This window comes from Leptothrix ochracea (genome assembly GCF_041083635.1).
Classification (GTDB): domain Bacteria; phylum Pseudomonadota; class Gammaproteobacteria; order Burkholderiales; family Burkholderiaceae_C; genus Sphaerotilus; species Sphaerotilus ochraceus.
The window spans coordinates 25,617-40,155 of the sequence record NZ_JBFPHB010000038.1 but is presented as its reverse complement, the minus strand read 5'-3'; the positions used below and the strand labels follow the sequence as shown (position 1 = coordinate 40,155).

16 protein-coding genes are annotated in these 14,539 nt (G+C 63.6%); 5 read left to right on the top strand and 11 right to left on the bottom strand.

Annotated elements, in window-relative coordinates; genetic code table 11:
- Nucleotides 1-193 precede the first annotated feature (193 nt).
- Nucleotides 194-1,984: a preprotein translocase subunit YajC gene (locus AB3X39_RS12215; protein ID WP_369417659.1), complete on the bottom strand. Its 1,791-nt coding sequence runs from the start codon at nt 1,982-1,984 to the stop codon at nt 194-196.
- Between the two features lie 77 nt (nt 1,985-2,061).
- Between AB3X39_RS12215 and AB3X39_RS12210 the strand changes: the two genes are divergently transcribed.
- Complete coding sequence (locus AB3X39_RS12210) at nt 2,062-3,126, top strand: diguanylate cyclase (protein ID WP_369417658.1); 1,065 nt, start codon at nt 2,062-2,064, stop codon at nt 3,124-3,126.
- Here AB3X39_RS12210 and ybeY read toward each other — a convergent pair.
- Together ybeY and AB3X39_RS12200 are read right to left on the bottom strand one after the other, a co-directional pair.
- A complete protein-coding gene (gene ybeY / locus AB3X39_RS12205) occupies nt 3,066-3,560 on the bottom strand; it encodes an rRNA maturation RNase YbeY (RefSeq protein ID WP_369417657.1) in 495 nt (164 codons plus the stop codon). The genes AB3X39_RS12210 and ybeY overlap by 61 nt on opposite strands.
- The gene (locus AB3X39_RS12200) at nt 3,547-4,566 is read right to left on the bottom strand and encodes a PhoH family protein (RefSeq protein WP_369417656.1); all 1,020 of its coding nucleotides are present in this window, start codon (nt 4,564-4,566) and stop codon (nt 3,547-3,549) included. Before AB3X39_RS12200 ends, ybeY begins: the two co-directional genes overlap by 14 nt.
- Nucleotides 4,567-4,684: 118 nt before the next feature.
- Here AB3X39_RS12200 and AB3X39_RS12195 point away from each other — a divergent pair, with 118 nt between their 5' ends.
- The 4 genes from AB3X39_RS12195 to ruvB are packed head-to-tail and all read left to right on the top strand — an operon-like array spanning nt 4,685 to nt 8,926.
- A complete protein-coding gene (locus AB3X39_RS12195) occupies nt 4,685-6,562 on the top strand; it encodes a sensor histidine kinase (RefSeq protein ID WP_369417655.1) in 1,878 nt (625 codons plus the stop codon).
- A gap of 15 nt (nt 6,563-6,577) precedes the next feature.
- Entirely contained in the window at nt 6,578-7,243 is a 666-nt protein-coding gene (locus AB3X39_RS12190) for a response regulator (RefSeq protein ID WP_369417654.1), read from the top strand.
- Nucleotides 7,240-7,821 carry a Holliday junction branch migration protein RuvA gene (gene ruvA, locus AB3X39_RS12185; protein WP_369417653.1) on the top strand — a complete coding sequence of 194 codons (582 nt, stop codon included), beginning with the start codon at nt 7,240-7,242 and terminating at the stop codon, nt 7,819-7,821. Before AB3X39_RS12190 ends, ruvA begins: the two co-directional genes overlap by 4 nt.
- A gap of 25 nt (nt 7,822-7,846) precedes the next feature.
- Nucleotides 7,847-8,926, top strand: coding sequence for a Holliday junction branch migration DNA helicase RuvB (gene ruvB / locus AB3X39_RS12180; protein ID WP_369417652.1), 1,080 nt, complete (start codon nt 7,847-7,849; stop codon nt 8,924-8,926).
- Between the two features lie 12 nt (nt 8,927-8,938).
- Here the strand turns inward: ruvB and AB3X39_RS12175 are convergent, their stop codons facing one another.
- From AB3X39_RS12175 to AB3X39_RS12140, 8 genes are read right to left on the bottom strand one after another with little or no spacing between them, the layout of a single operon-like run.
- On the bottom strand, nt 8,939-9,598 hold the full coding sequence (locus tag AB3X39_RS12175; protein WP_369417651.1) for a histidine phosphatase family protein: 660 nt from the start codon (nt 9,596-9,598) through the stop codon (nt 8,939-8,941).
- A 5-nt stretch (nt 9,599-9,603) separates the two neighbouring features.
- A complete protein-coding gene (locus AB3X39_RS12170) occupies nt 9,604-9,927 on the bottom strand; it encodes a DUF1840 domain-containing protein (protein ID WP_369417650.1) in 324 nt (107 codons plus the stop codon).
- Between the two features lie 43 nt (nt 9,928-9,970).
- Nucleotides 9,971-10,705 carry a lysophospholipid acyltransferase family protein gene (locus AB3X39_RS12165; protein ID WP_369417649.1) on the bottom strand — a complete coding sequence of 245 codons (735 nt, stop codon included), beginning with the start codon at nt 10,703-10,705 and terminating at the stop codon, nt 9,971-9,973.
- Complete coding sequence (locus tag AB3X39_RS12160; protein ID WP_369417648.1) at nt 10,702-12,048, bottom strand: dihydroorotase; 1,347 nt, start codon at nt 12,046-12,048, stop codon at nt 10,702-10,704. The genes AB3X39_RS12165 and AB3X39_RS12160 overlap by 4 nt, the downstream gene beginning before the upstream one ends.
- Nucleotides 12,045-13,007 (bottom strand): aspartate carbamoyltransferase catalytic subunit, encoded by a 963-nt coding sequence (locus AB3X39_RS12155; RefSeq protein WP_369417647.1) that lies wholly within the window; start codon nt 13,005-13,007, stop codon nt 12,045-12,047. Before AB3X39_RS12155 ends, AB3X39_RS12160 begins: the two co-directional genes overlap by 4 nt.
- Nucleotides 13,007-13,510 carry a bifunctional pyr operon transcriptional regulator/uracil phosphoribosyltransferase PyrR gene (pyrR, locus tag AB3X39_RS12150; protein ID WP_369417646.1) on the bottom strand — a complete coding sequence of 168 codons (504 nt, stop codon included), beginning with the start codon at nt 13,508-13,510 and terminating at the stop codon, nt 13,007-13,009. The genes AB3X39_RS12155 and pyrR overlap by 1 nt, the downstream gene beginning before the upstream one ends.
- Nucleotides 13,507-13,935: a Holliday junction resolvase RuvX gene (ruvX, locus tag AB3X39_RS12145; RefSeq protein ID WP_369417645.1), complete on the bottom strand. Its 429-nt coding sequence runs from the start codon at nt 13,933-13,935 to the stop codon at nt 13,507-13,509. Before ruvX ends, pyrR begins: the two co-directional genes overlap by 4 nt.
- Nucleotides 13,932-14,531 carry a YqgE/AlgH family protein gene (locus AB3X39_RS12140; RefSeq protein ID WP_369417644.1) on the bottom strand — a complete coding sequence of 200 codons (600 nt, stop codon included), beginning with the start codon at nt 14,529-14,531 and terminating at the stop codon, nt 13,932-13,934. Before AB3X39_RS12140 ends, ruvX begins: the two co-directional genes overlap by 4 nt.
- Nucleotides 14,532-14,539 lie beyond the last annotated feature (8 nt).

Below are 14,539 nucleotides of genomic sequence, written 5' to 3'. Positions count from 1 at the left end.
GAACCATCTTGACCTGCACCCCAAAAATGCTCAACGGTCGGCCAGAACACGCCATTGCACTCGAACCCGAACGGGGCGAAGTTAGATAGCGCGTAGAACGGGCCGGACTTCGTGTAGAAATAAATTGGTTCGTCCACCGCGACACCCCATCATCAATCGAAATAGAAACAAACTGCGGCGTTATCGACCAAGCTCAGATCGACCTTGCTGGTGAGCTTCGGCGCAAACGAATCGGTGCCTCAATCAGCTCGACTTGAATGGGATCGACCGGCTCAAAGCGTGGGCCAGAGCCGGTGTGAGCGCGCAAGCGCCACGTGCGCTTGGCTTGGCGCAGTAACTCGATGCCCCGGCCGAGCTGCCAGCGCGTGCAAGCTTTGCGGATACCGAGCGGATAGATCGTCAGCCCTTCGGCGTCGATGCGCATGCGCAAAAAGCTGCGGTGGTCGGTGATCGCTTGGGCGGAGAAAGACTCTTCGTCGTGCCAGCCCAACCAGCGGTTGCTGAGCATCAGCCACAGGCCGAAGAGCAAGCCGCCACCGATCCAGCCCGTCACGGCACCGGCAGCCACCAAGCCGCATCCGGGCCACGCGCGACCCAGCCAGCCTACGGCGGCAGCGAGACCCACATGCAGCGCCCCGTGGACCATGCCGCCCACCAAGGGCCCCCAAGATCCACCTGTTTTCGGTGCGCCATTGCGGGTGAACAGGCCCGCACCCAACACCAAGCTCAAGGCCCAGATCCACGCCCAAGGGCTGCGACACACCGCCGAGCTGGCGCTCAGCGCCAGCAAGATCCCGACGGCATAGACCCCCGCCAAGGTCAGGCCAAACACGGGGTTAGCCACGGGCAGCCGCCAAGCACGATCCCGCAAGGCACGGGATTCGTCCACCGAGGGGAACGTGGCCACACGCTGATGTGTTTCAAGGCCCGCGCCACCACGAAAACGCAATCGCTCCAGCAACCCGTGGGTGCCGAGCAAATAGGCGCCGCCACCGCCACAGGTGATGCGTTGGGGGGCATCGGCCGACTCGGTCGCCCAAGGTGCATAACGGGCGTAGTGGTGCGAATCACCCGCAATCACGGCGGCCAAACGCACGTCCTCATCCCGACGCTGCGCGATGAGCGCCTCGATCTGACGCAAGCTCGTGAAGCGCGGTTGCAGATGCTCGACATTCTCCAGCGCAGTCTGGTTCTCACCCAGCTGCACATTCGGGTCGGCCCAAGAGGGTTCCGGCGGACACAGCACCACCCGATCACCGGGCCTCAGCTGCGCCGCCATGGCCTTGAAGTAGGCGTACTGCGGCGCGTCCATCTCGGAGGCCAGTTGTAGATCCAGCCCCCAAAGCCACCAACCGTGCGGCAGCTGCAAGGCAAAGTAGCTGCGCTTTTGCACCGTCTGCCAGCGCCCAATGCTCCCGCCCGAGGCAAACAACCGCATGAAACCGCTCAGGCCGTCGTACCAGTCGTGGTTGCCGGGAATCGCCACCATCTTGGGGGCCGATGGATCCTCGGCCGTCGGAATGGCCGAAGGCAAGGCGCTGCGAAACGGATCAAGAAATCGCGTTCGATAGGCCTGATCCGCCGGTGTGGGGTAGACCTGATCGCCACCGAGCACCAAAACCTGCGCACGCGGCAAAGCGCCAGCCCCGGGCACATCCAGCTGCTCACGCGCCACGCTCCACGCCACGCTGTAGGTGCTGTCCCAACCGTCGCCGGTATCGGCCAAGTAATCGAGCCAAAACGGCGCAGCATCCCCATCATCCTTGGACTCGGCTCGCCACGTCGGCGTGGCGGCGGCCTCGGGCGTCAAAGCCGCGTGCACCAGACGCGGGTCCGACATGCCGCCCACCATGTCAGCCATCAACACCCGCAGCCCGGTCTTGAGCAACTGCACCGGCGACAACCAATTGACGGCGGGCTCTTGGGTCACCAACTCCACCCGAGTCAGGGGTTCAGTTTTTTCACGGTTCAAAGAGGGTGTCACGGGCGTATCCTTGGTCGTCGCGCTTAATCCACGTTGGATCGCTGATGCTACGCCCCAACACCCAACCACCGATCACCATGACACGCGACAAAGGGCTGCGTCTGGCCCGGCGCATTTATCTACCTCGCTGTATCGGCTTGGGCTTGGGTGCTTTTTGCGTGGCTGCGGGCATGCATCAACACGGTGTCCCCGGATGGGCTTGGGTCGTGCTGGGGCTGCATGCGCTGGTCTGGCCCCATGCGGCCTATCAGTGGTCGATCCACCACCCCGAACCGCTGTTGTGCGAACGCCGTAATCTTTGGCTCGACGCTGCCGCCGGTGGTTTTTGGGTGCCCATGATGGGTTTCAACGTGCTGCCCAGCGTGCTCATCCTCACCATGCTCAGCATGGACAACATCGCCACCGGCGGACCGCGCTTCTTTGGCCGGGGCTTGATCGCCAGTGCTTTGGGCATCGGACTCGGTTGCGGCGTCGCAGGCATCGATGTTCAGCTCAGCTCGAACCTGGCCACGATTTTGGCGTGCCTGCCCTTCATGGTGATCTTCCCGATCACGATCGGCGTCGTGACCTATCGCACCGCCACACAACTCGGCCAGCGCAAACGCGAGCTGTATTGGCTGGGTCAACACGACGCGCTCTCAGGGCTCTGGACGCGGGCGTATCTTGAACGTCACATGGATGAAGCGCTGCTGGCCTTCAATCAATCCGGCCAAACGGCCACCCTGGTCATGGCGGACGTCGATCATTTCAAACACATCAACGACGCCATGGGGCACTTGGTCGGCGATGAAGCCATCCAAAGTTTGGGCGACGTGCTGCGCACGCAGACCCGCCAAAGCGATATTCCCGCCCGCTTAGGGGGCGACGAGTTTTGCCTCTTGCTGCCCCGAACCGGCCTTGATGCCGCACTGGCCCTGATCGGGCGGATTCAAGGGGCGTTGGCCCAACGCCCGATGCCCATTTCGATGAGTTACGGCGTGGTCACCCTGAGCGCCGACATCCACAGCCGACGCCAATGGCTGGCGCGGACGGACCGCATGCTTTACGCGGTCAAGCGCAGCGGACGCGGCAAGGTGCAGGTTTACACCGCCGCCGAATCCCCTGCTTCGGCGGCCTCGGCCCCGTCGGCCGCCTCGGCATAAGGGTCCGGCAAGCCCAAACCGGCCATCACCTCACGCTCACGCGCTTCCATGGCTTCGGCTTCCTCGTCTTCAAGGTGATCCCAGCCTTGGGCGTGGAGCGTGCCGTGGATCAGGAGATGCGCGTAGTGATCCTCAATGCGCTTGCCCGCCGCCAAGGCCTCGGCCTCAACCACCGGTGCGCACAGCACCAAGTCGGCCAAAACCATCGGTTCCTGGGCGTAATCAAAGGTCAGCACATTGGTGGCGTAGTCCTTGGCGCGGAATGCATGGTTGAGCTGTTGCGCCTCGGGGGCATCGACCACCCGCACGGTCATTTCAGCCGGGGCGGCTTCCAGCGCATGACGAATCCAGCGCATCACCTTGTGGCGCGGCAACAAGGCGCGGTGGCGCGGGTCGGCAAATTGGAGCGAGAGAGAGAGTTCAGGACGAGCCATGATGGGTACGGGCCTTGGGTGAGGAAAGCTTGGGGGACACGGCCTTTGAATGCGCTTCTTCGGCTTCATAGGCCTCGACGATGCGGGCCACCAGCGGATGGCGCACGACATCTTCGACCGTGAAGCGGGTGGTGGCCACGCCGCGCACATCTTTCAAGATACGCGCGGCCTCGACCAAGCCACTGGGCTGGTGATGTGGCAAATCAATCTGACTGGTATCCCCGGTGACCACCGCTTTGCTGCCAAAACCCACGCGGGTCAGGAACATCTTCATCTGCTCGGGCGTGGTGTTTTGCGCCTCGTCCAAGATGACGAAAGCGTGGTTGAGCGTGCGTCCGCGCATGAACGCCAAAGGCGCGATTTCGATCAGGCCCTTTTCAAACGCCTTGGCTACGCGCTCCAGACCCATCAGGTCGTAGAGCGCGTCATAGAGCGGGCGCAAGTACGGATCCACCTTCTGCGCCAAGTCACCGGGCAGAAAACCGAGTCGCTCGCCCGCTTCCACCGCCGGCCGGGTCAGGACGATGCGCTGCACGGCACTGCGCTCTAGGGCATCGACCGCACAAGCCACCGCCAAGAAGGTTTTACCCGTGCCCGCTGGGCCAAGGCCAAAGCTGATGTCGTGGGCCAAGATGTTGTTCAGATAACTCACCTGATTGGGCGTGCGGCCAGTCAGGTCCGAGCGCCGGGTACGCAGGATCGGCGGCCCTTGCTCCACACGCAGTTCGGGCTCGGGCAAGGCTTCCAGCCCTTGGCGCGCCTCGACCAGCGCCAACTGCAAGGCTTCATCCTCAATCGCTCGCTCAGCCTGCGCATACAAGCGCACCAGCAAGTCGATGGCCCGCTCGGCCCGTTCAGGCACACCTTCCACCCGGAAGCTGCCCATCCGGTGGCGAATCGTCACCGCCAAGGCGACCTCGATGGCGCGCAAATGGTCCCCCATGGGGCCACAAAGATGGGCCAATTGCCGATGATCCACCGGACTGAAAACATGTCGAACGATCACTCTCGATGCGCCTGGGAAAAGGGCCAAAGCCCGAAGCCTCGATTGTCACCGCTCGCCCCGTGCTTTAACACGCACTCGACACCCGCAACGCACAGTGACTCCGGCAGAATGCGACGCCATGCCCTTAAGGATCCTTGGTTTTTTGCTGCTACTGATATGGCTCGCTGGCCCCTCATCGGCCGGACCGATGGTGGATCAGCCTGTTTTCACGCCCATCGACATCGCCCAGGCCCGAGTCTTGGTCACGGCCCATCCTGAACCAGACCAAGACACGGCATCCACCCTGCAAGCCCAACCCATCCCCTTGCCGTATGTGCAAGAGTTGCCCTTCGATGCCATCCCGCGCTGGTACCGCATCGATTTCCAACTCGACCCCTTGCCGCCTGAAACGCTGCTGCTCGGCGCACGCATTCAACCCACCTGCCGAGCCCCCGAGATTCGCCTCAATGGTCATCGGCTGTTGGACCATCCTCCCGTGGGCGCGGACAACACCGACTGCCAGCACAGCGAACTGCTGAGCTTGCCGGCCCCCTTGCTGCGCCAGGGGATCAACCACTTGGATGTGCGCATCATCGGCACCGCGCTGCCCAGCGTGGCGGCACGGGAACGCGCCGCCACCCTCGGGCCGGTGCGCATCGACACCTACAACATGCTGCGCACCCTTGACCTACGCCATCGGCTGCTGCACGACACAGTCCCCAAGTCCTTGGCCGCCGCCGTGGGTGTCATCGGTCTCATCACCTTGCTGCTCACCCCGCTCAGTCGCTTGCCTTATTTAGGGACCTTTGGCTTGGCGGCGATGGGCTGGTGCTTGCTGGAATTTTTGGCACGCGGTGTGGGTAGCGCGTGGCTGCCTTTTGACCCGGGTCTGAACCTGAACAACGACTTGCTGCTGGCGCTGAGCATCACTCCGGTGGCTGTGGCCGGATCGCTGTTTTTGCTGCGCTACTGCGGCGCCCGCTCCCGCCGCCTTGAACGCCTGCTGTGGCTCCAAAGTTTGGTGCCCGCTTTGGGCATGCTGATCGGACCGCGCACGCAACTGCACGCCGTCACAGAGGCTTGGACGTGGTTATTGGTGCTCGAAGTCGCGGCGGCGCTCAGCCTCTTTTTGATGCGGGCTTGGCGTCTATCACGGGTGGATTTCTGGGTGCTGGCCTCCGGCTTGCTGACCTTGGCCGGTTTGGCGAGTGTCGATGTGCTCTTGCGCCCCGGCGCGATGAGTGCGTGGCCGGCCCACACCGCCGTCTCAGCCGCTTTTCTGGCCACCTTCCTCGGCATGTCGCTGCGCATGATCCAGCGGCTCAAAAACACCATCAAGGCGGCGGAGAACCTCCGTAAGCAGCTGGAGTTGCGCGTCCAGGAAATTTCGGCCGACATGGAACGCAACTACGGACAAATGGCCGAGTTGCGTGTCGAGCAGGTCACGGCGCGTGAGCGCAAGCGTATCGCGGCCGATTTGCATGACGACCTCGGCGCCAAACTGCTCACCATCGTCCACACCAGCGAAAGCGACCGCATCTCCACCTTGGCGCGCGAAGCCCTGGAAGAAATGCGCCTGTCGGTGCGCGGCTTGACCGGCAAACCGATCCAAATGGCCGACGCGGTGGGCGACTGGCGCAGCGAAGCCAAATCGCGTCTTTCGCACGGAAACATCGAACTCATCTGGCTCAGCCCCGATGACTTGCTGATGGATGACCGCAAGATGAGCGCCCGTGCCTATGTCCAGACCACCCGCATCTTGCGCGAAGCCATCAGCAACTTGCTCAAGCACAGCCAAGCCTCGCAGTGCCGCATTTCGATCCAAGTCGAAAGCAACGATTTCGAACTCACCATCGCCGACAACGGCCGAGGCATCCCGGTCGAACTCGACGGTCGGCTTGACCGAGGCCACGGCATGTCCACCATGAAAGGCCGCGCCAAGCAATTGCAAGGCCAATGTCTGGTCGAATCGGCCCCCGGCTACGGCACCACCATTCGCCTGACGCTGCCCCTCTAACGCTGCTCACACCTTATGAAAAACATCCTCTTGCTTGAAGACCTGCCTGAAATCCGGGCTTGGCTGCGTGTCTTGGTGCTGCAAGTGTTTCCCGGCTCCCAAGTTTCCGAAGCCGCACGGGTGCACGACGCCTTGCAACTGGTCGATGCCCAACGCTTCGACTTGGCGATGGTCGATTTGGGTTTGCCCGACGGCTCGGGCGTCAAAGTGGTGCGCGCCCTGCGCGACCGCCAACCTGAGGCGCAATCGGTGGTGGTGACGATCCACGACGACGACGATCACCTCTTCCCCGCCCTCCAAGCCGGGGCCTACGGCTATTTGCTCAAAGAGCAACCGCGCGATCAATTGATGGATCAGTTGCAGCGCATCAGCCAAGGCGAACCGCCGCTCTCGCCCTCGATTGCCCGACGCATGATTTCTTACTTCTCGGCCCAAGCGAGTCGCCCGGCGCAACCGCCCACGGTGGATCACCTGATGCCCAACGTGCAGCTCACCGAGCGCGAGCGCGAAGTGCTGCTGCGGGTTGCCAAGGGCTTCACCCTGCCGGAAATCGGCGTGCAGCTCAGCTTGTCGCGCCACACCATCGCCGATTACGTCAAGCAGATCTACCGCAAACTCAACGTGAGCTCACGCGCCGAAGCCGCCCTGGAGGCCCAACGCCTCGGGCTGTTCCGCCGATGATCGGGCGGCTCACGGGCCTGTTGGCCGAGAAAAATCCGCCCTTGGTGCTGGTCGATGTCGGCGGCGTCGGCTACGAAGTCGATGTGCCGATGAGCACCTTCTACAACCTGCCGCCCTTGGGCGAGCGCGTCACGCTGCTGACGCAGTTTGTGGTGCGTGAAGACGCCCAACTGCTCTACGGCTTTCTCAGCCACGAGGAACGCCAAGCCTTTCGCCAGCTCATCAAGATCAGCGGCATCGGCCCGCGCATGGCGCTGGCGGTGCTTTCCGGCTTGTCGGTCACCGAACTGGCCCAAGCCGTGGCCGCCCAAGAAGCGCGTCGCCTCGTCAAAGTACCCGGCATCGGCAAAAAGACCGCCGAGCGGCTGCTGCTGGAGCTGAAAGACAAACTCAGCCCAACGCTCACCCCCATCGAAGCCCTGGGGACCGTCCCCCGCCACGACCACGAAGCAGACATCGTCCAAGCCCTCATCGCCTTGGGCTACAGCGAACGCGACGCCGACACCGCCCTCAAAGCCCTGCCCCCCGGCGTGAGCGTGAGCGACGGCATCCGCATGGCGTTGAAGTCGCTGGGCTGAGGTCACTGAGGTCACAATCCCGGTCATGGCCATCCAGACCGACACCTTTGCATCGACCCCCGCCTCGCAGGGCGCATCTTCCACGCGCCGCATGGTGAGTGCGGCCCCGACGTCACCGCATGAAGAGGCCATAGAGCGCGCGCTGCGGCCCAAGTTGCTTGACGAATACGTCGGCCAAGCCAAGGCTCGCGAGCAGTTGGAGATCTTCATCGGCGCGGCCAGGAAGCGTGGCGAGGCGCTGGACCACGTGCTGCTGTTCGGCCCGCCGGGGCTGGGGAAAACCACGCTCTCACACATCATCGCCGCCGAACTTGGGGTGAACCTGCGCCAAACCTCGGGGCCGGTGCTGGAAAAGCCCAAGGACTTGGCCGCGATACTCACCAATCTCGAAGCCAACGATGTGCTTTTCATCGACGAGATTCACCGCCTCTCGCCGGTGGTCGAGGAAATCCTCTACCCGGCGCTGGAGGACTATCAGATCGACATCATGATCGGCGAGGGGCCGGCGGCGCGCTCCATCAAGCTCGACTTGCAGCCCTTCACCCTGGTGGGCGCCACCACCCGCGCCGGCATGCTGACCAATCCGCTGCGCGATCGCTTCGGCATCGTGGCGCGGTTAGAGTTCTACACGCCGGAGGAGCTCTGCCGCATCGTCACCCGCTCGGCCAAGCTGCTGGGCACGCCCATCGATTTGGACGGCGCGATGGAAGTGGCGCGCCGCGCGCGTGGCACCCCGCGCATCGCCAACCGGCTCTTGCGCCGGGTGCGCGACTACGCCGACGTCAAAGGCGACGGCCGCATCGGCCAATCCATCGCCGACCGTGCCTTGGCGATGCTGGACGTGGACCCGCTGGGCTTCGATTTGATGGACCGCAAACTGCTTGAAGCGGTGATTCACCGCTTTGACGGCGGCCCGGTCGGCCTAGATAACGTGGCCGCCGCCATCGGCGAAGAAAGCGGCACCATCGAAGACGTCATCGAGCCCTACCTGATCCAGCAAGGCTTCCTGCAACGCACCCCACGCGGCCGCATCGCCACGCTGGCCGCCTATCGGCATTTGGGGGTGGTGGTGCCGGAAGGCGGGGCAGCCACAGCCGCCGACTGAAGAACGCAAGCCCTACGCATTCACATCGCTCGATTCGTCCAGGCTCACGCTGGACTCAAGGTGCTGGGTGTCGCCCCAGCCCATCAGGGCGAAGCCTTCGCTGTGGAACAGCACGCGGCTGACGCTGGCGTTGGCGATTTTCCAGGTGCGCGGAGCTTCGAGCGTCAGGCCGGTGGCGGCGCGGTAGAGACAGTCGAGCACCCCGCCGTGCGCCACCACCGCCACGGTTTGGCCGGGATGGCGGGCGGCCACTCGGGCCCAAGCGGCGATGCTGCGCTCGTAGAAGTCCCGCAGGCTCTCGCCGCCTTCAGGACGGAAATCAACCTCACGGGTGCGCCAGCGCCGGGCCAGATCAGCGTCGTGCTGATCCATCTCGGTCAAGGTGCGACCTTGAAAGACGCCGCCGTGACGCTCACGCAAGCCTGCATCGATCTGCACCGGCAAGCGCAGGCGCTGTGCCACGGCCTGCGCCGTGGCCTGTGCCCGGCGCAAGTCCGAGCTGTAGAGCGCGCTCAATTCGTTCTCTTCGGCCAAGCTGTGGGCCAGTTGTTCGGCTTGCCACTGGCCTTTGGGATTCAAATCGATGTCGATCTGGCCCTGAAAGCGCGTATCGACGTTCCAAGACGTCTCACCGTGGCGAATCGCCAAGATACGGGTCGAAGTACTGCTCATCTCGATCAAACGCCCCAAACAATTTCGTGGCCCTCGGCATGGGCCCGTTTCATCATGTCCACCAAAGGCCAAGCGCGCTGACGCAGTGAAATGCCTTCCATCAGCGGCAACGGCCGACCTTCGGCTTCGGCCTCAGCCAGCAGGGCTTGACGCCGCGCATCATCGTCCGCCATCGCTGCGATCAACAGCGCCACCAACGGCGGCATCTGTTCGGGCAGAAAAATGCCCTTGATCGCCGGCTCGCGGCCCATCAGCCGCATGAGCCGGTCCCCCACGGGGGCCGTCATGATGACGTTACCGGCCGCCTTGGACTTGAACTTATAAAGCATGGGAAAGCCCTCATCAAAGCCTACGACTGGATCAAACCATGGATCAAGCTCGGAGCTTGGCACCGATCTGCTCAGCCACCAAGGCCGCCAGTTGCCGTCGGTCCAGGCCAGCGCAAGCCATCAGCGGCAAGACCTCGACCTGCACCTGCAAACCTTGGGCCGAGACCACCCACCACAGGCTGCGCAACAAGCTGGTGTCACCCACATAGGCTACCGCTGGGCTGACCGCGTGCTGTGCGTCGCTGAAGCGCAGCACAACCGGCTGCAAAGGCACTTGAGCGGCGATCGCAGCCTGCAACAAATTGGCATGAAAAGGCAGGACGTCGTGGCCGGTCGAAGTTGTCCCTTCCGGGAACACCGCCACGGTATCTCCCGCACGCAAAGCCTCGGTCATGTGATGCACCACCCGCAGCGCATCCCGCCGACTTTCACGCTCAATGAATAAGGTTCCCGCACCAGCGGCGAGCCGCCCCATCATGGGCCAACGATGCACCTCCGCTTTGGAGACGAAGCGGGCTTGGGGACGCACGGCGTGGATGGCCATGATGTCCAGCCAAGAGACATGGTTGATCACCATCAGGTGCGGCTCTGAAGGCCAAATGCCCACCATCTTGTGCCCGACTCCTAGGACGCTCAACAGCCGTAGAGCCCAAGCCTGAATCAGCGCGTGGCGTGTAGCCTCATCCAAATGATCGAAATGCCACCGTAAAGTCCACAGCCCGCCCAACAAGTGCCCCATACAACGCAGCAGTCGCCAAAGAGCCCGGATCGTGGTCATAACGTGATGGCCTTCCCGCCACCGTGCACCGCCCCCATCGGAGGCATAAATGCCACCGTGCCCGCCACCACCGTGGCGCGCACCCGGCCCGGCAAGGCCATGCCGGTGTGCTCAAACGCAAAGGGCGTGGACTTGCCTTGGCTGGCCAAGAGATCGGGAGACACCTGCCAATAGACGCTTGGGTCAAAGACGCAGACATCGGCCACGCCGCCTTCGACCAAGCGGCCGGCGCTGGACACCAGCGAGCCCAAGGCGTCGCCCAGCACGCGCACCGGCTCACAGGTCACGCGGGCCAAGGTCTGCGGCAGGCTCAAACCAGCGCCTTCGCCCCACTTCAAAGCGAGGCTCAGCAACAGCTCCAGCCCCGTGGCCCCGGGTTCGGCTTCGCCAAAAGGCAGGCTCTTGGCGTCGCCTTCGACCGGGGTGTGGTCCGAGACCAGGGCGTCGAGCGTGCCGTCGATCAAGGCCGCGCGCAGCGCGTCGCGGTCGCGCCCCTGACGCAGCGGCGGTGTCAGACGCATGGCCGGGTTGAAGTAGCCGATATCCACATCGGTGAGATGCAGCGAATTGATGCTGACGTCGGCCGTCACCGCCAAACCTTCTGTCTTGGCCGCACGCACCAAGGCGATGCCCGCCGCGCTCGACAACCGGCACAGATGGACCCGCGCGCCGGTGCTGCGCATCAGCTCAAAGATGGTGTGCAAGGCGATGGTTTCGGCCGAGACCGACACGCCCGACAGCCCAAGGCGAGTGGCGACCGAGCCGCTGGCGGCCACGCCCTTGCCGAACCACGGATCTTGCGGACGCAGCCACACCGTGTAGCCGTGGGTCGCGGCGTACTGCATGGCGCGCATCAGCACGGTGGTATCGCGGATCGAGACATCGGCCTGCGAAAAGCCCACGCAGCCCGATTCGGTCAGCTCGACCATTTCGGTCAGCGTTTCGCCCTTCAAGCCACGGGTCAGCGCGCCCAGCGGAAAGAGTCGCGCAAGGCTCAACTTGCGGGCGCGGAACTTGAGCATCTCGACCAAGCCCGGCTCATCCAAGGTCGGATCGGTATCGGGCGGACACACCAAGCTGGTCACACCACCGGCAGCGGCTGCGTTCAGCTCGCTTTCCAACATGCCTTCGTGCTCATACCCCGGCTCGCGCAGGCGTGCGGCCAGATCGACCAAACCGGGTGCCACCACGCAGCCGCTGGCGTCGATCACGCGGTCGGGACGGAAATCGGGGCTGACTTGGCCGATGGCCAAGATGCGCCCGGCGGCGATCAGCACATCGGCACGTTCATCGCGCCCGCTGGCGGGGTCGATGACCCGGCCGTTCTGAATCAGGATCTTCATGCCTCGTTCCCCGCAATCGTGGACATCACCGCCATGCGCACCGCGATGCCAAAGGTCACCTGCGGCAGGATCACGCTGTGGCTACCGTCGGCCACGGCGCTGTCGATCTCCACGCCCCGGTTGATCGGGCCGGGGTGCATGACGATGGCATCCGGCTTGGCCAGCGCCAGCTTGGCGGGTGTCAGGCCAAAGGTTTTGAAATACTCGCCCGCGCTGGGCAGCATCGCGCCGCTCATGCGCTCGTTTTGCAAGCGCAGCATGATGATCACGTCAGCATCCCGGATGCCTTCGTCCATGCTGTGGCAAACGCGCACGCCCATCTCGCGCAAGTCGCCCGGCACCAACGTCTTGGGGCCCACGGCGCGGATATCGGGCACGCCCAAAATGGTCAGCGCATGGATGTCCGAGCGGGCCACGCGGCTATGCACGATGTCGCCCACGATGGCCACCGACAAGTTGGAGAAGTCCTTCTTGTAGTGGCGGATGGTGTACATGTCCAAAAGGCCCTGCGTCGGATGCGCGTGGCGGCCGTCGCCGGCGTTGACCACGTGCACATGCGGCGCGCAATGCTGGGCAATCAAGTAAGGCGCCCCCGACTCGCTGTGCCGCACCACAAACATATCGGCGTGCATGGCCGAGAGGTTGGCGATGGTGTCGAGCAAGCTCTCGCCCTTGGTGGCACTGCTCTTGGCGATGTCGAGGTTGATGACATCCGCGCTAAGGCGCTTGGCGGCGATCTCAAAGGTGGTGCGAGTGCGGGTCGAGTTCTCAAAGAACAGGTTGAACACCGACTTGCCGCGCAGCAGCGGCACCTTTTTCACTTCCCGGTCGTTGACCGAGAGAAAGGAGCCAGCGGTGTCAAGAATCTGGGTCAAGACCGCCTTGGGCAGGCCTTCGATGGAGAGCAGGTGAATCAGCTCACCGTGCTTGTTGAGTTGGGGGTTGCGACGCGAAAGCATCAAGCGGCCTCCTGGATCGAAAAAGTAAAACTACCTTCACCCGCACGGGCCAGTGCGAGCTTTTGGCTGGGCGGCAGGGCCAGTTTGGCGGCGGCAAAAGCGGGCTGGATCGGCAATTCGCGCCCACCTCGGTCCACCAACACCGCCAACTGCACCGAAGCGGGTCGGCCATAGTCAAACAGCTCGTTGACCACCGCCCGGATCGTCCGGCCGGTGTAAATCACATCGTCGATCAAGATGATGTGGCAGCCGTCGATGGCAAAAGGCAGGTGGGTCGAATCGGCCCCGAGCGCCAGCCCACGCGCGCCAAAATCGTCGCGGTGCAAGCGGCTGGAAATGACCCCGGGGGCATTTTTCAGGGCCAAGTCACGCGCCAGACGCTCGGCCAGCCAAGCGCCGCCGGACCAGATACCCACCAAAGCGCTGTCGGGCTGCAACAGCGCGCGCACGCCTTGGCGCAATTCGGTGTAAAGCGCCTCGGCATTGATCTGCAAAAGACTCATCGCATCGCCTCTTTCAGGATCTGTTCGTTGAAAAATTGTTCCAGCAGCAAGGCTGCGGCTGCGGCATCGGCGTCTTTGACCCCTTGGGACAAAACTTCGACGGTGCTGTAACGCTCATCGACCTCGAAGACCGGCAGTCGAAAGCGGCCGTGCAACTGCCGGGCAAAACGCCGGGCGCGCAAGGTGTTGTCGTGCTCGGCACCGTCCGGATGAAAGGGCACGCCGACCACCAGCGCATCGGGTTGCCACTCGGTGATCAGCTTGGCGATGGGCGCGAAGCGGGCATCCCCTTCGGCTTTCACGGTCGTCAACGGTGTCGCCATGCCCAGCAAGCGCTGACCACGCGCCACCCCGGTGCGCTTGAGCCCGTAGTCGAACGCCAGAAAAGCGTGCAGCCGGCCCAGATCCGGCGGTGTCCCCGTCATGCGTGGCCGACGTCTTGGGACAGCATGGCCGGATCAATGCCGAGCAAGGCCAAAGCGCGTGCGTAGCGATCTTCAGCCGCTGTTTCGAAGATCACGGCCGCGTCGGCGCTGACCGTCAGCCAGCCGTTGCGCGAGATTTCATCTTCGAGTTGGCCCGCACCCCAGCCGGCGTAACCCAACATCACCACCGCCCGCTTGGGACCGGCGCCTTGAGAGAGCGCTTCAAGGACATCGCGGCTGGCGGTCATCTCCAGGCCACCGGGGACCGTGAGCGAGGAGGCGTAATGCCCGCCCTCTTCCGCCAAGCGCTCGTGCAGGACAAAACCACGCTCGGTCTGCACAGGCCCGCCAAAGTAGACCGGCTGCTCAGCCAAGTCGTCACGCGCCAAGCTCAGATCAACTTTCTCAAAGAGATGGCGCAAATTGAGGTCGATGGGGCGGTTGATCACCAGCCCCAGAGCACCTTTTTCGGTGTGCTCACACAAGTACACCACCGCCCCGGCGAAGGTTTCATCCGCCATACCGGGCATGGCAATCAGAAACTGATTGGCGAGATTGGTCGAAATGACCGTAGAGGTAGATCGGGGCCCTGACATGCGTCGAT